At 63.0% G+C, this 21,315-nt stretch carries 22 protein-coding genes; 11 read left to right on the top strand and 11 right to left on the bottom strand.

The features are described 5' to 3' along the window. Positions 1 to 98: 98 nt before the first annotated feature. The gene (locus VOM14_RS22020) at positions 99 to 533 is read right to left on the bottom strand and encodes a VOC family protein (protein WP_327630859.1); all 435 of its coding nucleotides are present in this window, start codon (positions 531 to 533) and stop codon (positions 99 to 101) included. 165 nt (positions 534 to 698) lie between these two features. Between VOM14_RS22020 and VOM14_RS22015 the strand changes: the two genes are divergently transcribed. Then, positions 699 to 1,574: a LysR family transcriptional regulator gene (locus tag VOM14_RS22015; protein ID WP_327630858.1), complete on the top strand. Its 876-nt coding sequence runs from the start codon at positions 699 to 701 to the stop codon at positions 1,572 to 1,574. Positions 1,575 to 1,688: 114 nt separating this feature from the next. Beyond that, on the top strand, positions 1,689 to 2,327 hold the full coding sequence (locus VOM14_RS22010) for a LysE family translocator (RefSeq protein WP_327630857.1): 639 nt from the start codon (positions 1,689 to 1,691) through the stop codon (positions 2,325 to 2,327). A 10-nt stretch (positions 2,328 to 2,337) separates the two neighbouring features. Here VOM14_RS22010 and VOM14_RS22005 read toward each other — a convergent pair whose 3' ends face one another. From VOM14_RS22005 to VOM14_RS21975, 7 genes are all read right to left on the bottom strand, one after another. Then, on the bottom strand, positions 2,338 to 4,032 hold the full coding sequence (locus VOM14_RS22005; RefSeq protein WP_327630856.1) for a SulP family inorganic anion transporter: 1,695 nt from the start codon (positions 4,030 to 4,032) through the stop codon (positions 2,338 to 2,340). A gap of 528 nt (positions 4,033 to 4,560) precedes the next feature. Continuing rightward, positions 4,561 to 5,763, bottom strand: coding sequence for a DUF2252 domain-containing protein (locus VOM14_RS22000; protein ID WP_327630855.1), 1,203 nt, complete (start codon positions 5,761 to 5,763; stop codon positions 4,561 to 4,563). 51 nt (positions 5,764 to 5,814) lie between these two features. Beyond that, entirely contained in the window at positions 5,815 to 6,777 is a 963-nt protein-coding gene (gene ftrA / locus VOM14_RS21995) for a transcriptional regulator FtrA (protein WP_327630854.1), read from the bottom strand. 42 nt (positions 6,778 to 6,819) lie between these two features. Continuing rightward, a complete protein-coding gene (locus VOM14_RS21990; protein WP_327630853.1) occupies positions 6,820 to 7,227 on the bottom strand; it encodes a rhodanese-like domain-containing protein in 408 nt (135 codons plus the stop codon). 114 nt (positions 7,228 to 7,341) lie between these two features. After that, positions 7,342 to 7,620 carry a muconolactone Delta-isomerase gene (catC, locus tag VOM14_RS21985; protein ID WP_327630852.1) on the bottom strand — a complete coding sequence of 93 codons (279 nt, stop codon included), beginning with the start codon at positions 7,618 to 7,620 and terminating at the stop codon, positions 7,342 to 7,344. Between the two features lie 35 nt (positions 7,621 to 7,655). Further along, on the bottom strand, positions 7,656 to 8,783 hold the full coding sequence (locus tag VOM14_RS21980; protein ID WP_327630851.1) for a muconate/chloromuconate family cycloisomerase: 1,128 nt from the start codon (positions 8,781 to 8,783) through the stop codon (positions 7,656 to 7,658). A 117-nt stretch (positions 8,784 to 8,900) separates the two neighbouring features. Further along, complete coding sequence (locus VOM14_RS21975) at positions 8,901 to 9,824, bottom strand: LysR family transcriptional regulator (RefSeq protein ID WP_327630850.1); 924 nt, start codon at positions 9,822 to 9,824, stop codon at positions 8,901 to 8,903. A 176-nt stretch (positions 9,825 to 10,000) separates the two neighbouring features. Here VOM14_RS21975 and catA point away from each other — a divergent pair, with 176 nt between their 5' ends. The 5 genes from catA (at position 10,001) to benD (ending at position 14,726) form a co-directional block, all read left to right on the top strand. After that, positions 10,001 to 10,936 carry a catechol 1,2-dioxygenase gene (catA, locus tag VOM14_RS21970; protein WP_327630849.1) on the top strand — a complete coding sequence of 312 codons (936 nt, stop codon included), beginning with the start codon at positions 10,001 to 10,003 and terminating at the stop codon, positions 10,934 to 10,936. Between the two features lie 110 nt (positions 10,937 to 11,046). Continuing rightward, positions 11,047 to 12,405, top strand: coding sequence for a Rieske 2Fe-2S domain-containing protein (locus VOM14_RS21965; protein WP_327630848.1), 1,359 nt, complete (start codon positions 11,047 to 11,049; stop codon positions 12,403 to 12,405). Beyond that, entirely contained in the window at positions 12,402 to 12,890 is a 489-nt protein-coding gene (gene benB, locus VOM14_RS21960; RefSeq protein ID WP_327630847.1) for a benzoate 1,2-dioxygenase small subunit, read from the top strand. Before VOM14_RS21965 ends, benB begins: the two co-directional genes overlap by 4 nt. A 40-nt stretch (positions 12,891 to 12,930) precedes the next feature. Continuing rightward, positions 12,931 to 13,953: a benzoate 1,2-dioxygenase electron transfer component BenC gene (gene benC / locus VOM14_RS21955; RefSeq protein ID WP_327630846.1), complete on the top strand. Its 1,023-nt coding sequence runs from the start codon at positions 12,931 to 12,933 to the stop codon at positions 13,951 to 13,953. Continuing rightward, positions 13,950 to 14,726 (top strand): benzoate diol dehydrogenase BenD, encoded by a 777-nt coding sequence (gene benD / locus VOM14_RS21950; RefSeq protein WP_327630845.1) that lies wholly within the window; start codon positions 13,950 to 13,952, stop codon positions 14,724 to 14,726. Before benC ends, benD begins: the two co-directional genes overlap by 4 nt. A gap of 34 nt (positions 14,727 to 14,760) precedes the next feature. On the opposite strand, the gene VOM14_RS21945 is transcribed toward benD, so the two are convergent. Both VOM14_RS21945 and VOM14_RS21940 read right to left on the bottom strand, forming a co-directional pair. After that, positions 14,761 to 14,985 carry a hypothetical protein gene (locus VOM14_RS21945; protein WP_327630844.1) on the bottom strand — a complete coding sequence of 75 codons (225 nt, stop codon included), beginning with the start codon at positions 14,983 to 14,985 and terminating at the stop codon, positions 14,761 to 14,763. A 32-nt stretch (positions 14,986 to 15,017) separates the two neighbouring features. After that, positions 15,018 to 15,620, bottom strand: a complete 603-nt coding sequence (locus tag VOM14_RS21940; RefSeq protein WP_327630843.1) for a phosphatase PAP2 family protein — start codon at positions 15,618 to 15,620, stop codon at positions 15,018 to 15,020. A 164-nt stretch (positions 15,621 to 15,784) separates the two neighbouring features. Here VOM14_RS21940 and VOM14_RS21935 point away from each other — a divergent pair, with 164 nt between their 5' ends. The 4 genes from VOM14_RS21935 (at position 15,785) to VOM14_RS21920 (ending at position 20,119) form a co-directional block, all read left to right on the top strand. After that, on the top strand, positions 15,785 to 17,317 hold the full coding sequence (locus VOM14_RS21935) for a CYTH and CHAD domain-containing protein (protein WP_327630842.1): 1,533 nt from the start codon (positions 15,785 to 15,787) through the stop codon (positions 17,315 to 17,317). Between the two features lie 108 nt (positions 17,318 to 17,425). Then, positions 17,426 to 17,884 carry a hypothetical protein gene (locus VOM14_RS21930; protein WP_327630841.1) on the top strand — a complete coding sequence of 153 codons (459 nt, stop codon included), beginning with the start codon at positions 17,426 to 17,428 and terminating at the stop codon, positions 17,882 to 17,884. A 358-nt stretch (positions 17,885 to 18,242) separates the two neighbouring features. Beyond that, positions 18,243 to 19,280 (top strand): phosphate ABC transporter substrate-binding protein PstS, encoded by a 1,038-nt coding sequence (pstS, locus tag VOM14_RS21925; RefSeq protein ID WP_327630840.1) that lies wholly within the window; start codon positions 18,243 to 18,245, stop codon positions 19,278 to 19,280. Positions 19,281 to 19,390: 110 nt separating this feature from the next. Then, on the top strand, positions 19,391 to 20,119 hold the full coding sequence (locus VOM14_RS21920; protein WP_327630839.1) for a phosphonate utilization associated transcriptional regulator: 729 nt from the start codon (positions 19,391 to 19,393) through the stop codon (positions 20,117 to 20,119). Positions 20,120 to 20,179: 60 nt separating this feature from the next. Here the strand turns inward: VOM14_RS21920 and VOM14_RS21915 are convergent, their stop codons facing one another. After that, positions 20,180 to 21,310 (bottom strand): 2-aminoethylphosphonate--pyruvate transaminase, encoded by a 1,131-nt coding sequence (locus VOM14_RS21915; protein WP_327630898.1) that lies wholly within the window; start codon positions 21,308 to 21,310, stop codon positions 20,180 to 20,182. Positions 21,311 to 21,315: the final 5 nt, after the last annotated feature.

Below are 21,315 nucleotides of genomic sequence, written 5' to 3'. Positions count from 1 at the left end.
GTCAGGAAGGAAATAGTAAGGAAAGAATGCTGCGTGGCGGGCGTCCGGCGCGGCCAGTCGCCCTTTTTATTTCAATTTGCCTACGCTTTTTCGCGCCTTTACTTCGCAAACAGCGACGACATATCGGCAAATGCCTTGAATTCGAGCGCATTGCCCGACGGGTCGAGGAAGAACATCGTGGCCTGTTCGCCGACTTCGCCCTTGAAACGCACATGCGGTTCGATGATGAAGTCGAGGCCCGCCTTCTTCAGCCTGTCCGCCGCAGCCTGCCATTGCTCCATGGAAAGCACCGCGCCGAAGTGGCGCACCGGCACGGCGTGACCGTCGACCTTGCTGGTCTGACGGTGCCCGACTTCTTCCGGCGCGAGATGGGCGACGATCTGATGCCCGTAAAAGTTGAAATCGATCCACTGATCCGAGCTGCGTCCTTCGGGGCAGCCGAGCAATTCGCCATAAAATTCCCGCGCCGCAGCGAGGTTATGGACGGGAAACGCCAGATGGAACGGCGGCAAGACGGTTTCGGCAACGCTCATGATGTAGGGACTCGCGGTGGGTGATGGACTGGCCAGGCGGACTTGCGAATGCTGGCTTGGCTGGCAGCGCTAATGCAGATTCACTGGCAGTTTAACCATAAGCAAAAATGGTGGAAAACGATATATATTTGAGCTGACCATCACCAGAATCGATTGATAAAAACCATGCTCAGCGAGCTGAAGACTTTTATTTCCGTTAGCCGGTACGGCACTTTTTCCGGCGCGGGCGCTCGCATCGGCCTGACCCAATCCGCTGTCAGCGCGCAGATGCAGCGGCTCGAAGAGGAACTCGGCTTCGCGCTTTTCGACCGCACGGGGCGCTCCGCCACGCTGAACGACGCGGGGCGAGAAACACTCGCGCTCGCCGAGGAAATCATGGCGCTCTACGCGCGCCTCTCCGAGCGCGGCGCGGTGGCGGCGGAAAGCGGCATGCTGCGCGTGGGCGCGATTGCATCGGCGCAAGTGTCGTTTCTCGCGGACGCATTGGCGCGCTTTCGCGAGGACCGCCCAGGCTGGCGAATTCGCGTGGTGCCGGGCGTCTCGCTCAATCTGCTCGGACAGGTCGACTCCGGCGAACTCGATCTCGCCGTCATCATCAAGCCGCCGTTCGCTCTGCCCTCGGAACTGGAATGGCGCACGCTCGTGACCGAACCGTTCGTGCTGCTCGTGCCCAAAGCGCTCGCGCGCGGCAAGCGTTCATGGCGCGAACTGCTGAAGAGCGAGCCGTTTATCCGCTACGACCGCACCTCGTTCGGCGGCCGCCTGGTCGACCGTTTTCTGCGGCGCTCGCGGCTCAATGTGCAGGACGTGCTGGAACTCGACGAATTGCAGGCAATCGCGCAACTGGTCGCGCGCGGCATCGGCGTCGCGCTGATTCCGGACACGGCGGGTCTCGGCAAATGGCCCGCGGGCGTCGCCGCGTTTTCGCTGGAAGACGCGACGTTTCATCGCGAGATCGGCCTCGTGCAGCGTCCGCGGCATAGCCGGCAGGCGGTGGCCGGCGCGCTGGCCGATTGCATCGAAACCGCGGCCAGCGAATAAAACGCGGCACGTAGGGTCAATTGTGCCGATCGACGCCCGCTCAACTGTATCTGTGCGACCGGGCGAGCGGCGCGCACAATCGACGTTCCGCTTGCCCGCCCCGAGGCTCGACCCATGACCGCCGCCCCCTTCCTTACCGCCGATGTCCTGATCGCCTACAGCGCCTACTTCGTCGGCACGGCAAGCCCCGGTCCCAGCAATCTGGCGATCATGTCGCTCGCGATGAGCGCGGGCCGCCGCTCGGCGCTCACGTTCGCGCTGGGCGTGGTGTCCGGATCGTTCTTCTGGGCGCTGCTGGCTTCGCTGGGTTTGTCGGCGGTGCTCGCCGCTTACTCGCAGTGCCTCTTCGCCATCAAGATTGCCGGCGGTCTTTATCTGCTGTGGCTCGGCTTCAAATCGGCGCGCTCCGCGTTTTCGCCGCGCGAGCTGCCGGCGGGCAACGCGCGCCGGGACGAGCCGCTCAAGCGGCTCTACTTGCGCGGCCTGCTGCTGCATCTTACGAATCCGAAAGCCATTCTGGTGTGGATGTCGATCGTTTCGCTCGCCATGTCGAACGCAGGCAGCGCGTCGCATGTCGCGCCCGTCGTGCTCGGCTGCATGTGCATCGGCGTGTCGGTGTTCAGCAGCTATGCGCTGCTGTTTTCCACGGCGTCCGCGCGGCGTGTCTATCTGGCCGTGCGGCGCTGGCTCGACGGTTCGCTCGCCATCATGTTCGGCATTGCGGGCTTCAAGTTGCTGACGTCGAAAACCTAGACCCGCTGCTTCAATTCGCGGCGGGCTGATCGACACCGGCCGCGCGCAGCGCTTCGTGCAAAGTGCCGAAAATACAGCTCGCGCCGATCAGCGGCGTGATGCCGTGCCGGTCCATATCGGAGCGCAAATAGCGGTTCACGCGCGCGAAAATCACTTCAATTCCGCTGCGTTTGAGCATGCCGCACAAATCGCCCACCGAACGCGAGGCCGAATAATCGAGGTCGGTAATTGCGCTCGCATCGATCACGAACCAGCGCACCGGACTCGGCGCGCCATCGATCAGGCGGCGCGTATCGTCGGCAAAAAAGTGGTCGTTCGCGTAGAACAGATCGGCGCCGAAGCGGTAAACGATCAGCCCCGGCGCGGTTTGCGTGCCCGGCAACGCGGGCACCGGCACCCAGATGCCGTGATCGTCGGGCGCGAGGATCATCGTATGAGGACGGTAGCTGTGGCGCACGTGGCGCAGCAACGACAATGCGACCGCCACCAGAATACCGTGCTCGACGCCGATCAGCACCACGGCCGCGGCGGTGAACACGGCGAGCGTGAATTCACCCGGACTTTCGCGGCGCATCGCGAACAAGGTCTTCAGGTCGATCAGTCCGATTGCGATGGTAAACACAATGCTCGCGAGAATGCAGCGCGGCAGATACTGCAAAAAGCGGCTGAAAAAAAGCAGCACCACGACCACCACGGCTGCGAACACGAGCTGCGCGAACTGGCTGCTCGTGCCCGCGCGATCGGCCATTGCCGTTTGCGTGGGACTGCCGTTGACCACGAACGCGCCCGAAAACGCGGCCGCCGCGTTGGCTGCGGCGATGCCGAGGAGGTCCGCATTGGTGTCGGCCGCTTCGTGATGGCGCTCGGCAAACACGCGGCTCGCGGCGGCGCTCTGCGCGACGATCATCACGAAACAGGACGCGGCGACCGGCATGAGATCGAGCATCTGCTGCCATGTCACCGAGGGCACGGCGAGCGGCGGCAATCCGCCCGCGACCGGACCGAGCACCGCGACGCCATGCGCGGCCAACCCGTAGAGATCGCTCGCGGCGATGCCCGCCACGACCGCGATCAGCGGCAACGGCAAGCGCGGCAAGAAGCGCTTGAAAAACAGCACGGCCACGACGACGAGTACGGAAAGCACAAGCGTCGGCACGTTGAGCTGCGCCCATTCGCGCGCGACCAGAGCGAGTTGGTCGATGCTGCGCGCCGCGTGTCCGGGCACGCCGAGCATGTCGCCCAACATCGCGATGCCCACTTGCACGCCGACGCCCGCGAGAAAGCCGACCAGCACCGTGCGCGACAGGAAGTCGGCGAGAAAGCCCAGTTTGAAAATGCGCGCGACGAATAGCAATGCGGCCGTGAGCAGCGCGACCATCGCGGCGAGCGACGCATATTCGGCGCTCGAAGGCGGCGCCATGGTCGAAAGACGGCTCGCGAAGATCGTGGCGGTGGCGGAATCGGCAGCCACGACGAGTTCCCGCGACGCGCCGAAGAAGGCAAACGCGATGAGCGGCAGAAAGACGGTATAAAGGCCGGTGACCGCCGGCATGCCCGCAATGCGCGCGTAGCCGAGCACCTGTGGAATATCCATCGACGCGAGCTGCGCGCCCGCCAGCGCGTCTCGCGCCGCCGTGGCGCGGTTCAACGGAAGCACGCCCTTGAGCACGCCCACGCGCGCCAGATTCGCCAGAAAGTCTCGCATATACGATGCCGCCCCAAACTCAGGTTATCGTGCATCGTGCCGCGATTCGGCCCTTCAAGGCAAGACCTGCGAACAGACCGGCAACCGCCGCAAGCGAGCAGCGGCACTCACTGGCCGGCTCCGTCGAAACGCTCTGCGTTCAAACTCAACGTTTGAAGTGGCCTGTCAGCGGATCGACATGGCGGGCGAAACCGAACAACGCCGCAATGCAGATCGGACAGGCGATGATGAAGATGGCCAACATCTCGCACCCCGTAAACATTTTTTATTGCAGACAAGTCTACGCGATAAGCAAGGAGATTGAATGGGGAGAAACCGCAAAGCACTGTTGCGGCTTGTTACACGGACGCGAGGCGACGGCGCGCATTTTAGCCCTTCAAATAAGGGCTAAACGCGCTGAGTGCCGCGATAGGGCGCGCCGCGAACATGAATGTGGACGCGCAAACGTTTTCGCGCGTACTGCATGTATTGCACGTATTGCGCATTTGAAAGACGAACGCCGGGATCGGTGAGAAACCGTAAGGCGCGCTAAGCCGCAAACTCGCCGCGATCATAGGCCTCGCAATACGCTTTCCAATCCGCCGCGACTTGCGCCTCGCATTGTGTGGCGAGTTCGATCAGCGGCACCTGCCAGTCCTTGCGATTGCCGAACGCGATCAGGTCGTCCGCAATCGACGACTTCTGCCGCCCGCCGCTGCGCAAATGCGCCCATGCACTCAATTCCGCCATGCTGTTGACCACCCCTTCGAGTCGCGGCAGCTTGCCGTTCCAGTCCTGCAACGCAACACGATCTTCCGACGGCTGCAAACTGCGCAGCACGTACGAGCGCTGATTGAATTCCACCGCATGCAGAAAGGCCTGCGAGACCGCCTGATTGCGCCGCTGAATCTCGACGACGCGCTGCGCCTCGGTCTGCCATGGCGGCTGCGGCGTCTGCACATGCGGCGCCACGGAAGAAGGCAGCGCCTCTTTCAGATCGATCAGATAATTGCCGTCGGGCGAGCCCTTTCCTTCCACCAGAATCACATAGCGATCCACACCGAGGCTGCCCGTGCCCGCGATGCGCCGCGCGACGTCGAGCACGCGATAGAAATCCGGATCGCTCTCTCCAGCCGCGAACTGCTGCATGAACTGGGTGACCGCGGCGCGCCGTTCGTCGCTTACGGGCAGCGCCTTTTTGCCGTCCACCTTGAGCACGCGGGTTTTCCCTTTGAGCGTGGTGCGCCGGTCGAGATGCGCGGCACGCGTGCGGCTTGCCAGGGCATCGAAGAGATCGCGCACCATGCCCGACGACGTCTCGCGCTCGGTCCAGCGCGCCTTGCCGAACGCGAGCGCCGCACCATACGACTCCACCGCCGTATGGCAGAGCGCGAGGGCCTGCGCGCGGCTCAACTTCAGATCGCCCGCGCCGACCAGCATGCTCGTCAGCAAGCGCACGAGTTCGACCAGATTAGGCGCAAGACAGGCTTCGTCGAAATCGTTGTTGTCGAAATAGATGAGGCGATTGTCCGCCTTATAGCTGCCGAAGTTCTCCAGATGCATGTCGCCGCAAATCCAGACCGCCGGCGCATTGTCGAATAGCGTGGCTTGCGGCAGCCGTTCGTAAAACAAATGACAGGTGCCGCGCAGGAACACGAACGGCGACGTGCGCATCGCCCTGTATTTCATGACGAGACGTTCGGGATCGCGGCCTGCGTTGAAGCGGGCAATGGTTTGCGCAAGATCGATCATGTATGTCCTTTTTGCACGCGTTGAAACCCGCGCGTTAAAACCCGTTTGCACTCAACTCGCCTGTGCGCCGAACTTCTTGCGATAAGCGCCGGGGCTCGTCAAGGCGATGCGCCTGAAATGCCGCCGCAGCGATTCTTCCGAGCCGAAGCCGGCGAGTTCCGCGACGCGCGCCATCGACAACGTGGCCGGCGCTTCGAGCAGCTCGCGCGCAATGGCCACGCGCTCGCGCACGAGCCATTCGTAGGGCGCCATGCCGGTCGCATCATGAAACTGCCGCTGCAAGGTGCGCGTGCTCATGGACGCGCGATCCGCGAGCGAGCGCAAGGTGTGCGGCAACGCGGGATGACGGCGCGCCCAGTCCATCAGCCGCGCGAGGCGTCCGCTGTCGTCGTGCGGCATGGGACGCGGCACGAATTGCGCCTGACCGCCCTCGCGATGCGGCGGCACCACGAGCCGCTGCGCGACCCGGTTCGCGACGGCGCGGCCATGATCGCGGCGCACGAGGTGCAGCAGCATGTCGAGTCCCGCCGCCGATCCCGCAGACGTGATGATCTGCTGCTCATCGACATAGAGCGCGTCGGGCTGCACATGCAGATGCGGATACCTTTCCTGCAATTTCGCCGCATAGCGCCAGTGCGTGGTGACTGTTTTGCCGTCGAGCACGCCCGCCGCCGCCAGCACGAAGACGCCCGAGCAGATCGAGCACAGGCGCGCGCCGCGCCGGTACGCGGCGCGAATTTTTTTGAGCAGCGGTTCGGGCGGGACTTCGTCGGCATCGCGCCAGCCGGGAATCACGATGGTGTTCGCGCGATCCAGCAATCTGAGCGTGTACGGCGCAGCAAGCGTGATGCCGCCCGCCGCGCGAATCGGCCCGGCTTCGGCCGCGCACACGGCGAAGCGATACCAGTTCACGTCGAGTTCGGGGCGCTCGAGCGCGAACACCTCGGTCACGCAGCCGAATTCGAAAGTGCAGAGCCGGTCATAGGCCAGCGCGACGACAAGATGATTGTGCATGGCGTAATCTTACCGCCCGGCTTGTTTCTTCGATGCGCCTCTTCACGCGGGCGCGGCGGCGCTCAGCTCGAAGCCCTCGTCGAGCCAGCCGGTCACGCCGCCGATCATGACTTTCACGGGGCGGCCCAATTCCGCCAGCCGCATGGCCCCACGCGTCGCGCCGTTGCAATGCGGCCCCGCGCAGTAGGTGACGAACAAGGTGCCGGGCGCGTATCCGGCGAGTTTCGACGCGACGATCTTGCCATGCGGCAAATTCACCGCGCCGGGCACATGACCGCTTGCGAACAATGCGGGGCTGCGGACATCGAGCAGCACGAAGTCGACGGCGTGCGCACCGCGTGCAAAGGCGGCACGCACATCGGCGCAGTCGGTTTCAAAGGCAAGCGACGCGCTGAAATGCGCGAGCGCAGCGGCGCTTGCGGCGGCGGGAACGGCGGACACTTCCGACATCGTGTGGCTCCTTCGCGTGTTGGGATGGAACCGATTATGGAAGTTCGAGACGATCCACGACAGTGGCCATATCGACAACTTCCGGTAACATCGCGCCACACGCCGGAGCCGCCGTCAGCGAATGGAAGACGGATGCCGCGCGAGCGCCGTCACCTGCATCGTCATATACGGAAAGAGTGGCAAGGCCGACAGCATGGTGTGCAATTCATCGTGCGAGTCCACGTCGAACACGCTGTAGTTCGCATACTCGCCGACCACGCGATGCAGTTGCTGCCACTTGCCTTGCCGTTGCAGTTCCTGCGCGTAAGCCTTTTCGCGCGCCTTGATTTCGTCGGCCTGAGCAGCCGGCATGTCGTGCGGCAGGCGCACGTCCATTCTCACCAGATACAGCATGTCTTCTCTCCAGATTGATTTTGGGTTGAACGCGCTCACGCATTCTTGTCGCGGCGGTAGAACGCGAGCTTGTCCTCGTCGATATGAAGACCCAGGCCCGGGCCTTCCGGCACATGAAGATCGAAGTCGCGATATTGCGGGCGCGCTGTGACGATGTCGTCTTTCAACAGCAGCGGGCCGAATAGTTCGGTGCCCCAGGCAAGTTGAGGAAGCGCGCTGAAACCGTGCGCCGATGCAACCGAGCCAATGCTGCCCTCCAGCATCGTGCCGCCATACAGGGACACGCCGGCCGCATCGGCAATCGCGGCGGTGCGCAACATGCCGTAGATTCCGCCCGACTTGGCGATCTTCAATGCGAACACGTCCGCGCACGCGTCGCGCACGAGCTCGAGTGCGTCTTCCGGTCCGGTCACGGCTTCATCAGCCATGATCGGCACCGTGAAGCGCGCCGCCAGCCTCGCGAGCGCCCCGCGCTGCTCGCGCGGCGTGGGTTGTTCGATCAGGTCGATACCGGCGGCCTCGAGCGCTTCGATGCCGAAGGCCGCATCGACCTCGTTCCAGGCCTGATTCACGTCCACCGTCACCTTCGCGCGATCGCCGAGCGCGGCCTTGATGGCCGACACGTGCGCCACGTCGTCGCGGACGCCGCGCCGCCCGATCTTGAGCTTGAATGTATGGTGGCGGCGTTCGGCGAGCAGCATTTCCGCTTCTTCGATGTCGCGTTGCGTGTCGCCGCTCGCGAGGGTCCAAAGCACCGGAAGGGTTTTGCGCACCGCGCCGCCCAGCAGCGTCGCGACGGACACGCCGAGGCGCTTGCCTTGCGCGTCCAGCAAGGCCGTTTCGATCGCGCACTTGGCGAAACGGTTGCCGCGCGCGACCTTGTTGAGCTTGAGCATCGCGCTGTTGATCTGCGTTGCATCGTGGCCGATGAGCGCGGGCGCCAGATAGGTGTCGATGGTCAGCTTGATGCCTTCGGGACTTTCGTCGCCGTACGACAGACCGCCAATCGTGGTGGCTTCGCCAATGCCCTCGATGCCATCGCTCGAATGCAGACGAACGATCACGAGAGTTTGCTGGCGCATCGTCGCCATGGCGAGCTGATGCGCGCGAATGGTGGGGAGATCAACCAGAATCGCTTCGACGGAGGTGATGTGGGCGTTCATACCTGGAATGACAAAGTGGAGGGGTTGCCCAAGTATTGCGCGCCTCACACTCGCCTGTCCAAGACCATCGACGTCTAGTGCCATACCACCGAGGTATAGCCCAGGCTAAACCATCCGTCACTCCGCCCGCTCGGCGGGCGCCCCATGCGGTATCTGTTCTTCCTCGTACAGCCGGTAGATAAGTTCGAGCATTTCACGAATGTCACGCGATTCGTCGAGCGAACGCATGCTCATGATGATCGGCGAGACGAGCGTTGGGTCGTCGAGTTCCTTGTAGCTGACGTCGTCGCGCTTCAGGCCATACACGCTGCTCGGCACGACGGAAATGCCTTCGCCCGCCGCGACGAGACCGAGCGCGATCTGCAATTCCCTCACTTCGTAGATCCGCCGCGGTTTGAGCGCGCGATCATGAAAGGCCGCGAGGACCTGGTCCGCGTAACTGGGGCGCGGCGCTTTCGGGAAAATGATCAGCGTCTCGTTCACCAGGTCGCTCAGCGCGAGCACGGGTTTGTCGAGTGAAAGCGGATGGCCGTCCGGCAGCGCGACGATCATCTTCTCCTCGCGAAGAATCACGCGCCGGATGTTCGCGTCTTCGTGCCGAATCCGGCCGAAGCCGACATCGATGCGGCCGTCTTTCAGCGCTCTGATCTGGTCCATTGTCGACATCTCGTGAAGACTCAATTCGACGGTGGCGTTTTCGTCGCGAAAGCGCCGGATGATTTTCGGCAGCATTCCATACAACGTGGAGCCCACGAATCCGACCGAGAGACTGCGCTCGATATTGCCCACGCGCCGCGTCATGGATTCGAGGTCGGCAGTTTGCGCGAGCAGCTGCGCGGCATGCGAATAAAAGAACTTGCCCGTCTCGGTCAGCTTGAGCGGCCGCGAGTTGCGCTCAAGCAGTTGCACGCCGAGATTGTCTTCGAGTTGCTGTATCTGACGGCTCAACGGCGGCTGCGCAATGTTCAGACGTTGCGCGGCGCGCGTGAAATTGCGCTCCTCGGCCACCGCGACGAAATAACGAAGGTGCCGCAGCTCCATTTCAATACCTCCGCGATATAGACCAATACTAAATCAGTGTTGGACGGGCCTTTGAGGTGTCCATTATTCTGCATTCACACTCTGTTTCAGCACCACATTATACCTTCCAGACATATTCAACCCAGTGCCGAATCGAGGGTAAACCCCGCCAATAGTTGAGAGATTGAGGAGCAGACATGAGCGTCAAGGTGTTCGATACGAAGGAAGTCCAGGACCTGCTGAAAGCGGCCACGAACGTCGCGAGCCAGGACGGCAACGCTCGCGCGAAGCAGATCGTGCAGCGCCTGTTGAGCGACCTGTTTAGAGCCATCGACGAGCTCGACATCACGCCCGACGAAATCTGGGCCGGCGTCCACTACTTCAACAAACTTGGTCAGGATGGCGAAGCAGCGTTGCTCGCCGCGGGCCTCGGTCTCGAGAAGTATCTCGACATTCGCATGGACGCCGAGGACAGGGAGGCCGACATTCACGGCGGCACGCCGCGCACCATCGAAGGTCCGCTGTATGTGGCCGGTGCGCCGGTGCGCGACGGCGTGTCGAAGATCGACGTGAATCCCGACGCGCAAGCCGGTCCGCTCGTGATTCGCGGCACCGTGACCGGGCCGGATGGCAAGCCCGTGGAAGGCGCGCTGGTGGAATGCTGGCACGCCAATTCGAAGGGCTTCTATTCGCACTTCGACCCGACCGGCGCGCAAAGCGAATTCAATCTGCGCGGCGCGGTGAATACCGGCGCGGACGGCAAATACGAATTTCGCACGCTCATGCCGGTGGGCTACGGCTGCCCGCCGCAGGGCGCGACGCAGCAGTTGCTCGACACGCTCGCCCGCCATGGCAACCGCCCCGCGCACGTGCACTTCTTCGTCACGTCCGGTCAGCATCGCAAGCTGACCACGCAGATCAACATCGAAGGCGACCCATTGATCTGGGACGACTTCGCCTACGCCACGCGCGAGGATCTGATTCCGCATGTGGTGGCAAAGACCGGCGGCGCGGCGCTGGGCATGAAGACCGATGCCTATCAGGAAATCGAGTTCAACATCGAGTTGACTCCGCTGGTTCAGGGCAAGGACAACCAGATCGTTCACCGCCCGCGCGTGTCAGCCGCAGCGTAATGCCCCGCATGCGGCGGCAGTTTAATCACACAGCCGCCGCCTGATTTCCCGCCAGATTCATTCGACACCAATGCAGCGCCATGGCCTGGCGCCGCATGGGGAGAGCACACATGTCCGCCATTATCGATAAAGCCGCGCAGCTCGATGAACTGCTGCACACCGCCGTCCAGGACGACAAGGAAACCGGCATTTTCCGTTGCCGCCGCGACATCTTCACGAACGCCGATCTGTTCGAACTGGAGATGAAGCACATCTTCGAAAGCAACTGGGTGTACCTCGCGCACGAAAGCCAGATTCCCGAGAACAATGATTACTACACGACGTGGATCGGCCGCCAGCCGGTGGTGGTCACTCGCGACAAAAGCGGCGAGCTGCACGCGGTCATCAACGCCTGCGCGCACAAGGGCGCGATGCTGTGCCGCCGCAAGCACGGCAACAAAGGCACATTCACGTGCCCGTTCCATGGCTGGAGTTTTTCCAACACCGGCAAGCTGCTGAAGGTGAAGGATGCGAAAACCACTGAATATCCAGTGCAATTCAACACGCACGGCTCGCATGACCTGAAGAAGGTTGCGCGCTTCGAGAGCTATCGCGGCTTCCTGTTCGGTAGCCTCAATGCCGACGTCATGCCGCTTGCGGATTATCTCGGCGAGACGCGCGTCGTGATCGATCAGATCGTCGATCAGGCCGCGAACGGACTCGAAGTGCTGCGCGGCAACTCCTCGTATATCTACGACGGCAACTGGAAGATGCAGATGGAAAACGGCTGCGACGGCTATCACGTCAGCACCGTGCACTGGAATTACGCCGCCACGATGGACCGCCGCAAGGTGGACGGCACCAAGGCAGTGGACGCGAACGGCTGGAGCAAATCGGTCGCCGGCGTATACGGATTCGACCACGGCCACATCCTGCTGTGGACCAACACGATGAACCCGGACGTTCGCCCGGTCTATCAGTACCGCGAAGAGATCAAGGCACGCGTGGGCGAAGTCAACGCGGACTTCATCGTCAATCAGACGCGCAATCTGTGCCTGTATCCGAACGTATTTCTGATGGACCAGTTCAGCACGCAGATTCGCGTGATACGGCCGCTTGGCGTGGATAAAACCGAAGTCAGCATTTTCTGCTTTGCGCCGAAGGGCGAGAGCGCAGCCGATCGCGCCAACCGCATTCGCCAATACGAGGATTTCTTCAACGTCTCGGGCATGGGCACCGCCGACGATCTCGAAGAATTCCGCGCCTGTCAGGCTGGCTATGCCGGCACGACGGCGTTATGGAACGACCTCTCGCGCGGCGCGCCGTTGTGGGTCGACGGTCCCGACGAAAACGCGAAGCGCATGGGCCTGATGCCACGCATTTCCGGCGAGCGCAGCGAAGACGAAGGTCTCTTCGTATGCCAGCACGAATACTGGGTGAACGTGATGCGCGACGCGCTGAAGAAGGAACAGGCGGAGGCGCTGTCATGAGCTTCGACTACCCGACCATCTGCGCTGCCCTGTATCGCGAGGCGCGTCTGCTCGACGACCGCAACTGGGACGAGTGGCTCGCCTGTTATGCGGACGACGTGACGTACTGGATGCCCGCGTGGGACGACGACGACCAGCTCACCGACGACCCGCAGAGCCAGATCTCCCTGATGTATTACCCGGACCGCGGCGGCCTCGAAGATCGCGTGTTCCGTATCAAGACCGAACGCAGCGGCGCCTCGATGCCCGAGCCGCGCACGAGCCACAACGTCATCAATGTGGAAGTGCTGGGCGAGCGCGACAGCGAAGTGGACGTGCGCTACAACTTCGACACGCTCAGTCACCGCTACCGCGTCACCGACCATTATTTCGGCACGATGTTCGTCACGTTGCGCCAGGCGGGCGACGCGTTGCTGATCGCTCGCAAGAAGATTGTGCTGAAGAACGACTACATCCGTCAGGTACTCGACATCTACCACGTTTGACGCCGTGTACCGCGACGAGACTGGAACACCAGGAGGCAACATGTCCAGCTACAACATTGCGCTGAATTTCGAAGACGGCGTGACTCGCTTTGTGGAATGCAAAGCCGGCGAGAAAGTGCTCGATGCAGCCTTTCGCGCGAAGATCAATCTGCCGATGGATTGCTCCGACGGCGTCTGCGGCACCTGCAAGTGCCGCGCCGAAAGCGGCGCTTACGATCTCGGCGACGACTATATCGAAGACGCGCTCAGCGACGGCGAGAAAGACAGCGGGCTCGTGCTCACCTGCCAGATGGTGCCGCAAAGCGATTGCGTGATCGCGGTTCCGGCGTCGTCCACGGCGTGCAAGACGGCGCACAGCGCGTTCGCCGCGACGGTGTCGAAAGTCGAGCCGCACAACGACGCTGCCGTCGTGCTCGAACTCCACGTGGATGCCAACGCGCCCGTATTCCTCGCGGGTCAATACGTGAATATCGATGTTCCGGGCAGCGGCCAGCATCGTTCGTATTCGTTTTCTTCCGCGCCGGGCGAATCGAAAGTCAGTTTTCTGATCAAGCGGATTCCCGGCGGCGTGATGAGCACCTGGCTCGATTCCGCGCAGCCCGGCCACAAGCTGGCACTGACAGGACCGCTCGGCAGCTTCTATCTGCGCGCCGTCGAGCGGCCGTTGCTGTTCCTCGCGGGGGGCACGGGCCTCGCGCCGTTCCTGTCGATGCTGGAAGTGCTCGCGCGCGCCCATTCGCAGCAGCGCGTGCATCTGATCTACGGCGTGACGCGGGAACTCGACCTCGTGCAGGTCGATGCAATCGACACCTACCTCGCGCGCTTGCCGAACTTCAGCTACAGCACGGTCGTGGCGGATGCGGATTCGAATCATCCGCGCAAGGGCTGGGTCACGCAGCACATTCCCGCCGACGCGTTGAATGACGGCGACGTCGACGTGTATCTGTGCGGACCGCCTCCGATGGTCGATGCCGTGCGCCAGCATTTCGACGACAACGGCGTCGCGCCCAACAGCTTCCACTACGAGAAGTTCACGCCCAACGCAGCCGCGAGGACCGTATGAATACGCAACGATTCGCGGGCAAGGTGATGGTCGTCACCGGCGCGGCGCAAGGCATCGGGCGCGCGGTGGCGCTGCGCGCAGCCGCGGAAGGCGGCAAGGTGCTGTTCGTGGACCGCGCCGGCTTCGTCGCCGACGTGGCGGCCGAGGCGAAAGGCGCGGACACGGCAGGCTTCGTTGCCGATCTGGAGACGTATGAAGGCGCGGCATCGGCGATGGCTTTCGCGGCGCGCACGTTCGGCGGCATCGACATTCTCGTGAACGGCGTGGGCGGCGCGATCCGCATGCGCCCGTTCGCCGAGTTCGAGCCCGCGCAGATCGACGCGGAAATCCGCCGCTCGCTGATGCCCACGCTGTATGCGTGCCACGCGGTTTTGCCGCATCTGCTGGCGCGAGGCGGCGGGACTATTGTCAATGTGTCTTCGAATGCGACGCGCGGCATTCGGCGCGTGCCGTATTCGGCGGCCAAGGGCGGCGTCAACGCGATCACCCAGTCGCTCGCGATGGAATATGCGCAGCGCCATATCCGCGTGGTCGCGACCGCCCCGGGCGGCACCGAGGCGCCCGCGCGACGCGTGCCGCGTAATGCAGCCGGCGACAGCGAGCAGGAAAAAGCGTGGATGGGCGAAGCGGTCGAACAGGTCACGGAGTCGACGTTCTTCAAGCGCTACGGCAGCATCGACGAGCAGGTGGGACCGATTCTGTTCCTCGCGTCCGACGAGGCCAGCTATATCACCGGCACGGTGTTGCCGGTCGCGGGCGGCGACGAGGGATGACCGCCGGGGTGACGGCCGTGCTCGAACCCGCTCACTAGCGCTCGACGAGCGGCTCGTAACGATCGACGAATAGCGCGTCCGACATGCAAAACACTTCGCCCTCGGACGAAGTGATGATCCAGTCGCCCACCTGCACGGTGTGCCACCCTTCCGGCGTGGCGACCGACCAGGCGCCATTCCGTTCCTCGACGGCGGGATGGTCTCCGGGCGCGAACCACTGCGTGGCTTCGATAACAGAACGGCGTTTCTGAAACTTCATTCAACCTCCATGGGGCGTCGGCAGCCGTCGTCTTACGAAGGCAGCCAGCCGCGGTCGATAGGCCATGCCAGCAGTTTCCGGTACACCGCAACAAGACTGTGTGTCAGCGTGACGCCGGCCCGTCCCCATAACGGAGCAATCAACGCGTACGTCACGCAGGCGACAGCGGCAGCGCCCACCATGTCGAGCGGAAAATGCACGCCGACGAAGATGCGCGCCCACGCCACGGCGAGACCGGCGATCAGCAGCGGCACGCCGTAGCGGCGCACGCCGCCGAGCAGCAAGGTCAACGCGGCGCTCGCGAACACGGTGCCGTGATCGCTCGGAAACGACGAGTCCGGCGCATGCTCCACAAACGTATGCCCCAGCCCGATCATGAACGGCCGCGGATGCGTCCACGCGAGACCGATGAGCTGATTGATGCCGAGCGCCAGCAAGGCGACACAGCACACGCGCACGGCGACGGCGCGCTGGCGCTCGCCGCCCGCGAGCCACATCGCGGCCAGCGCGGCGGGCACGAGGTAGATCAGATAATCGGCAATCAGCCGCGCCGCGTCGATCTGCCACGGTGGCGTCGACGGCGTGGCGTTGATCGTCAGAAAAAGTGTGCGGTTCAATGCTTCTAATGCATTCATGCCTTGATTTTCGAGTGATCTGTAATGAGTTGGCCCGATCTTAACGGCCAAAACTTATGGAAGACTTAGCTGCAAGCGGGATGACGGCCGCAATACGTAGACTAAACTACCTGGATGGCGGAGTTCGCTGCTCCCGATTGCCGGTGACGCTTCAGGGGAAAGTCATGGAACGTGAACTGAAAATGCAGTTTGCAGCACGACAGGCGAAGAAATTGCATGACTCGCCTCTACTCGCGTCGCTACTGACCGAGGCGCCCCGCACAGAACATCTGCTCAGCACCTACTTCGATACCGACGACCTCGCGCTGCACCGCCTCGGCGCCTCGCTGCGCGTGCGCTCGACAGGCGAGCATCATATGCAGACGCTGAAGACCGCCGGGTCGTCGCGCGCGGGACTTTACGAGCGCGAGGAAATCGAGTGCGAGGTGTCGGGCAACACGCCCGAACCCGCGGCGCTGCCAATCGGCGATCTGGAAGACGCCGACATCGGCAAGCTGTTGCGCGAAGCGGACCTCGTCAATCGCCTCAAGCCGATCTTCGTCACGCAAGTGGAGCGGTCCATTTCCTTACTGCATCTTCCCCAAGGCGACGAAATCGAACTTGCGCTCGATGAAGGCGTCGTCAAAGCCGGAGAGGCCGCCGTTCCGATTTACGAAGTCGAATTCGAACTGAAGCGCGGCGAGCCCGATCGCCTCTATCAGTTCGCGCTCGATCTGCTGGACACCCTGCCTTTGAGGATCAGCTACCTCAGCAAAGGCAGCCGCGGATACGAACTGGTTGTACAGGAACATAGCGAGCCGGTTCGTGCGCAACCGCTCAAACTGAAAAAAGGCGATACCGTTGAACAGGCATTCCGGCGCATCGCCGACAATTGCCTCGCCCAGATACACGGCAACGAGCGCGGCGTCGTGTCGGGCCACGATCCTTCGAGCGTGCACCAGATGCGCGTGGGACTGCGGCGCCTGCGTTCCGCATTCAATCTTTTCGAGCGCGTGATCGCGGCGCCGCCCTCCTTTCAGGACGAACTGCGCTGGATAGCGGGCGAGCTCGGAGGGGCGCGCGACTGGGAAGTGATCGCCAACTCGACGCTGCCCATGGCCTTCGACGGCGCGCCCGAGGACACCCACGCGCGGGAAGTCACGGAAGCGGCGCGAGACATCGCCCGGCAGAACCGCACTCGCGCGGCTGCGGCTGTGGACTCGGCGCGCTATACGCGGCTCATCATCGAGCTTGCGCGCTGGCTCAATCAGGCAGGCTGGCGTGAAGGTCTGAACGACGACCGACGTTCCGCGCTCGGGAAGACAATCGTCAAGTTTGCCGGCAAGACGCTATGCAAGCGGCACGACACCCTGCTCACGCGCGGCGACAAGCTGCCGGATCTGGACCCGGAGCGGCGCCATCGCGCGCGCATTGCAGCCAAGAAACTGCGCTACGCCACGGAGTTTTTCGCGTCGCTGTATCCGAAGCAGGCTGTGCGCCACTACTCGGAGGCGCTCAGCGCGCTTCAGGACGACCTCGGCTGGCGCAACGACGCCGTCGTCGCGGACGGCCTCCTCAAAACACTCGCCGCCGAGCGCGCGGAGACGGCGACCGGCGCGGGCTATGCGCGAGGCTATCTCGCGGCGCGCGTCGCGGCCGACCATGACGCGCTGCAAAAATTATGGAAGCGCTTTCACCGCCTGTCGCCGCCACACTGACCTGCTGAACGAACCCGTCGGCGCTTCGCCGAAAGTGAATGCCGCGCCCCGATTGCACGCACAAACCGTATATACTGTTTATACCGTATTTCACCAACGAGACCGACAATGACTCAAGCGACTACAAAAAAGCCTACCAAGAAGGCATTTCATTTTCCCAAGGCAGCCGCTGCCGCAGCCGCCGAAGAAACAAAAACGCAAGCCGTAGCGCCGGCTGCGGATGCTGTCAAAAAGAAGGCTACTGCAAAGAAAGCGCCGAAGGCCGCAGCCGCCGTCGAGCCCGCTCAGGCCAAAACCGAGGCCTCGTCGGCCAAAGCCGCTAACGGCGCGAAAGCCCGGCGCGTGAAAAAGGACCAAGTGGTGCGCGACAGCTTCACCATGCCGAAGTCCGACTATGACAAAATCGCGGCGCTCAAGCAGAAGTGTCTGGCCGCAGGCATTTCCGTGAAGAAGAGCGAACTCCTGCGCGCCGGGCTGCTGATGCTCGAATCGGCGGCGGACAAGCGTCTGCTGGCTGCTGTCTCCGCTGTGGAGCAGGTGAAGACCGGGCGGCCCACCAAGCACTGAGCCGGCTCGTTCCGATCCTCGGCCATGAAGTGCTCATGCCGTTCAATGGAGCGGCACGAGCCACGCGTGATCCTGCATGACCACGCGCGCTTCATTTAGTTAGGTCTCCGTGCATATAGTGCGCGGCAATTCCACTTCGCCATTTGCGATGTTCCACGACGATAGCCGTATTCAATTGGAATTCGGCTTGCCTGCATCCTCTAATGGGCCTTATGCAGTGCAATCCTCAGGAATGGATTGGCGCGTCTGATTCAAGCAGCGCGTCGAGTCGGCGAAACGTCCGCTCCCCCCTAAGTTCGTTGCACTGACAACTCTGCCACAGTGCTGTCCTGCAACAAAAACCGGCGGGGAGACAATCATGAAAGCATTGCGCGTGATGGTGGCGAGTCTGTTTTGCGTCGGTTGCGTGGCCGAGGCATATGCGGCAGACGTCGTCGGAGCCGGCAGTACGTTCGCCGAACCTCTTTATATGCGATGGGCCGCCGACTATCGAAAGTCCGGCGGCGGCAAAGTGATCTATCACGGCACGGGTTCCGCCGATGGGATCAAGCAGATTCTCGCCCATGAAGTGGACTTCGCGGGATCGGACGCGCCGCTCACCGACGACCAACTGGCCGCCGACGGCTTGCAGCAATTCCCCACCGCGGTAGGCGGCGTGGTGCCGGTCGTCAATCTGCCCGGCATCAAGGCGGGACAACTCACGCTGTCCGGCGAGGTGCTGGCCGCGATCTTTCTCGGCAAGGTTCTCTACTGGGACGACCCTGCCATCGCGCGATTGAATCCGAACATCAAAATGCCGGACACGCCGATCGCCGTGGTGCGTCGACAGGACGGTTCGGGCACGACGCTGATCTGGACGCACTATCTCGCGCAGGTCAGCGCGGAGTGGAAACGCAAGGTCGGCGAAGGCACGAGCGTGCGCTGGCCGCGTGGCATCGGCGGCAAAGGCAACGAGGGCGTCGCCACTTACGTCGGCTATCTGCCGGGCGCAATCGGCTACGTCGCGTGGGACTTCACGAAGCAAAACCGCTTGACATACACGGCCATGATCAATGCAGCCGGCTCTCCGGTTCAACCTGGCGTCGCGACATTCAAGGCGGCGGCGGCCAGCGCCGACTGGTCGAGTTCGCGCTATCGGCTGCAAACCAGCGAACCGGGCACGGACGCATGGCCCGTAATGGGCGCCACCTACGTTCTGCTTCATGTCACGCCCGACAAGGCGGGCCGCAACGAAGCCACCTTGAAGTTCTTCGACTGGGCCTTCAGCCATGGCGTGCCGACAGTCAATGCGCTGGACTATGTGCCGCTGCCGGATCTGATCGTGACCAGGATTCGCTCGCAATGGCCCGCCAGCACACCCGAGGCCGGACCGCGCAAAGCGGTCGCCGTGCAGTGATGCGGCTTTCCGGCGGCCAGCGCCAGGTCAAGCTGCGTCGCCGCGATTGTTGACAGTCGGCAAGCGTGCGGATAACGTTGAGTGATCCTCACTTCGACGTGCCATCTGATATGAGCAGCAACGCGTCTTCGACTAACGCCATCGAACTGCTTCAACGCCACTCGCTTGCGATGCTGGTACAGGAAAGCCTGGAACGCAGCATCGTGTCCGGCGAGTTCGCGCCCGGTGAAAGACTCAACGAAGTGGAAATCGCCACGCGGCTCAACGTGTCGCGTGGCCCGCTGCGCGAGGCGTTTCGCGCGCTCGAACAGGCCGGTTTGCTCAAGACCGAAAAAAACCGCGGCGTCATGGTGCGAATCGTCTCGCTTCGCGAAGCAGAAGAAATCTACGAAGTCCGCGCGATGCTGGACGAATCCGTTGCACGCAGGCTCGCAAACCATATGACGCCCGACACGCTGGCCGCGCTCAAGGCCATCATCGTGTCGATGAAAGCGGCCCGGAAAACACGCGATATTGCGCGCTATACGGCACTGAACGTCCAGTTGCACGACGCGATGGTGGCCGGCGTCGGCAATCAGCATCTGATCGGAACGTACCGGCATCTGGTGCGCCAGCTCGGGCTGCTGCGTCAGGCGGCGCTGCAGGCAGACCGCGGCGCGTTGAGCGAATCCGTCGCGGAACACGAGAAGATCGTGAATGCGCTCGCGGCCGGCGACGAAGCACAAGCGGTCGCCCTGGTGCGCGAACACGTCGCGCACGGTCTCGGCAGAATGCGGCTCGCGCACGAGCATTGGGCGGCCTCGACGGGATCGTCGCCGGCAGCGCTGACCGACGCTTGACGACCTCGAACGCGCCCCGCCGCTCGCGCTCATTGCATGGCGCGAGCGGCGAGCGCATTTCTACGCAAGCGCCTTCGGCGACACTTGCGCAATGCCCATCGCCTTCAATGTCTCGGCAATCGCGGCGACCGCGCCCGGAATGCCCGCTTCGCCGAAATGCCCGATACAGCCCACGCGAAACGTTTCTATCTGCGTGAGCTTGCCCGGATACAGAATGTAGCCGCGCGCCTTCACTTCCTGATAGAAGCGCGTGAAGTCGTAGGCGGGATCGTCGGGGGCATGGAATGTCACGATGATCGGCGCCTGAATCGATTGATCGAGAAACGGCCGGAATCCCAACTCGGCCATTCCCGCGAGCAGCGCCCGGCAATTGCGCGCATAACGTGCGCCGCGCGCTTCCAGGCCGCCCTCTTCCACGTATTGCGCAATCGCTTCGTCGAGCGCCGCGACGACATGCGTGGGCGGCGTGAAGCGCCATTGCAGCGTGCGGTTCATGTACGTCCATTGATCGTACAGGTCCATCGCGAGCGAAGGGCTGTTGCCTTCGCAGCGCTCGAGCGTGCTGCGCCTCACGATCACGAAGCCCATTCCCGGCACGCCTTCGAGGCATTTTCCCGACGCGGCAATCACGGCATCGAACGGCGTCTCGCGCGCATCGATGTCGATCGCGCCGAACGAACTCATGGCGTCGACGATCAGGCTGCGCCCGTGTTTCGCGACCACCACCGCGATCTCATGCAATGGGTTGAGCACGCCCGCACCCGTTTCGCAATGCACGAGCGCGACGTGCGTGATGCTCGGATCGGCGGCCAAGGCGCGCTCGACATCCGCGGCTTTGATCTGCACATCCTCGGCGTAGTCGAGCGTGCGGTGACGCCGCCCAAGCGCGCGGCAAATCTTCGCGATGCGCTGGCAATACGCGCCGTTGTTCGGCACGAGCACATGTCCGTCGCGCGGCACGAGCGTGCCGATCGCGGCTTCGACGGAAAACGTGCCGCTGCCCTGCAACGGCACACATTCATGCGTCGCTTCGCCATGCACGATTCGCAGCGTTTCCCTGCGAATGCGCGCGGTGATCTGATTGAAGTCGCCGTCCCACGAACCCCAGTCGCGCAGCATCGCGTGACGCGTGCGTTGCGAGGTGGTGAGCGGCCCGGGCGTCAGCAGAATCGGCTGGCTCGACAACTCCACGGCAC

Origin of the sequence: Paraburkholderia sp. MPAMCS5, from assembly GCF_036016995.1 — a bacterium.
Classification (GTDB): Bacteria; Pseudomonadota; Gammaproteobacteria; order Burkholderiales; family Burkholderiaceae; genus Paraburkholderia.
Note: the sequence above shows the minus strand (reverse complement) of the source record. Positions and strands in the feature narration are given on the sequence as shown.

Coding starts and splice junctions, on each gene's coding strand:
- VOM14_RS21930 (WP_327630841.1), top strand. CDS start 17,426: ATGACTCAAGCGACTACAAAAAAGCCTACCAAGAAGGCATTTCATTTT.
- VOM14_RS22020 (WP_327630859.1), bottom strand. CDS start 533: ATGAGCGTTGCCGAAACCGTCTTGCCGCCGTTCCATCTGGCGTTTCCC.
- VOM14_RS22015 (WP_327630858.1), top strand. CDS start 699: ATGCTCAGCGAGCTGAAGACTTTTATTTCCGTTAGCCGGTACGGCACT.
- VOM14_RS21990 (WP_327630853.1), bottom strand. CDS start 7,227: ATGTCGGAAGTGTCCGCCGTTCCCGCCGCCGCAAGCGCCGCTGCGCTC.
- ftrA (WP_327630854.1), bottom strand. CDS start 6,777: ATGCACAATCATCTTGTCGTCGCGCTGGCCTATGACCGGCTCTGCACT.
- catC (WP_327630852.1), bottom strand. CDS start 7,620: ATGCTGTATCTGGTGAGAATGGACGTGCGCCTGCCGCACGACATGCCG.
- VOM14_RS21940 (WP_327630843.1), bottom strand. CDS start 15,620: ATGAATGCATTAGAAGCATTGAACCGCACACTTTTTCTGACGATCAAC.
- VOM14_RS22000 (WP_327630855.1), bottom strand. CDS start 5,763: ATGATCGATCTTGCGCAAACCATTGCCCGCTTCAACGCAGGCCGCGAT.
- pstS (WP_327630840.1), top strand. CDS start 18,243: ATGAAAGCATTGCGCGTGATGGTGGCGAGTCTGTTTTGCGTCGGTTGC.
- benD (WP_327630845.1), top strand. CDS start 13,950: ATGAATACGCAACGATTCGCGGGCAAGGTGATGGTCGTCACCGGCGCG.
- benB (WP_327630847.1), top strand. CDS start 12,402: ATGAGCTTCGACTACCCGACCATCTGCGCTGCCCTGTATCGCGAGGCG.
- VOM14_RS21935 (WP_327630842.1), top strand. CDS start 15,785: ATGGAACGTGAACTGAAAATGCAGTTTGCAGCACGACAGGCGAAGAAA.
- VOM14_RS21980 (WP_327630851.1), bottom strand. CDS start 8,783: ATGAACGCCCACATCACCTCCGTCGAAGCGATTCTGGTTGATCTCCCC.
- VOM14_RS21945 (WP_327630844.1), bottom strand. CDS start 14,985: ATGAAGTTTCAGAAACGCCGTTCTGTTATCGAAGCCACGCAGTGGTTC.
- benC (WP_327630846.1), top strand. CDS start 12,931: ATGTCCAGCTACAACATTGCGCTGAATTTCGAAGACGGCGTGACTCGC.
- VOM14_RS21920 (WP_327630839.1), top strand. CDS start 19,391: ATGAGCAGCAACGCGTCTTCGACTAACGCCATCGAACTGCTTCAACGC.
- VOM14_RS22010 (WP_327630857.1), top strand. CDS start 1,689: ATGACCGCCGCCCCCTTCCTTACCGCCGATGTCCTGATCGCCTACAGC.
- VOM14_RS22005 (WP_327630856.1), bottom strand. CDS start 4,032: ATGCGAGACTTTCTGGCGAATCTGGCGCGCGTGGGCGTGCTCAAGGGC.
- VOM14_RS21965 (WP_327630848.1), top strand. CDS start 11,047: ATGTCCGCCATTATCGATAAAGCCGCGCAGCTCGATGAACTGCTGCAC.
- VOM14_RS21975 (WP_327630850.1), bottom strand. CDS start 9,824: ATGGAGCTGCGGCACCTTCGTTATTTCGTCGCGGTGGCCGAGGAGCGC.
- catA (WP_327630849.1), top strand. CDS start 10,001: ATGAGCGTCAAGGTGTTCGATACGAAGGAAGTCCAGGACCTGCTGAAA.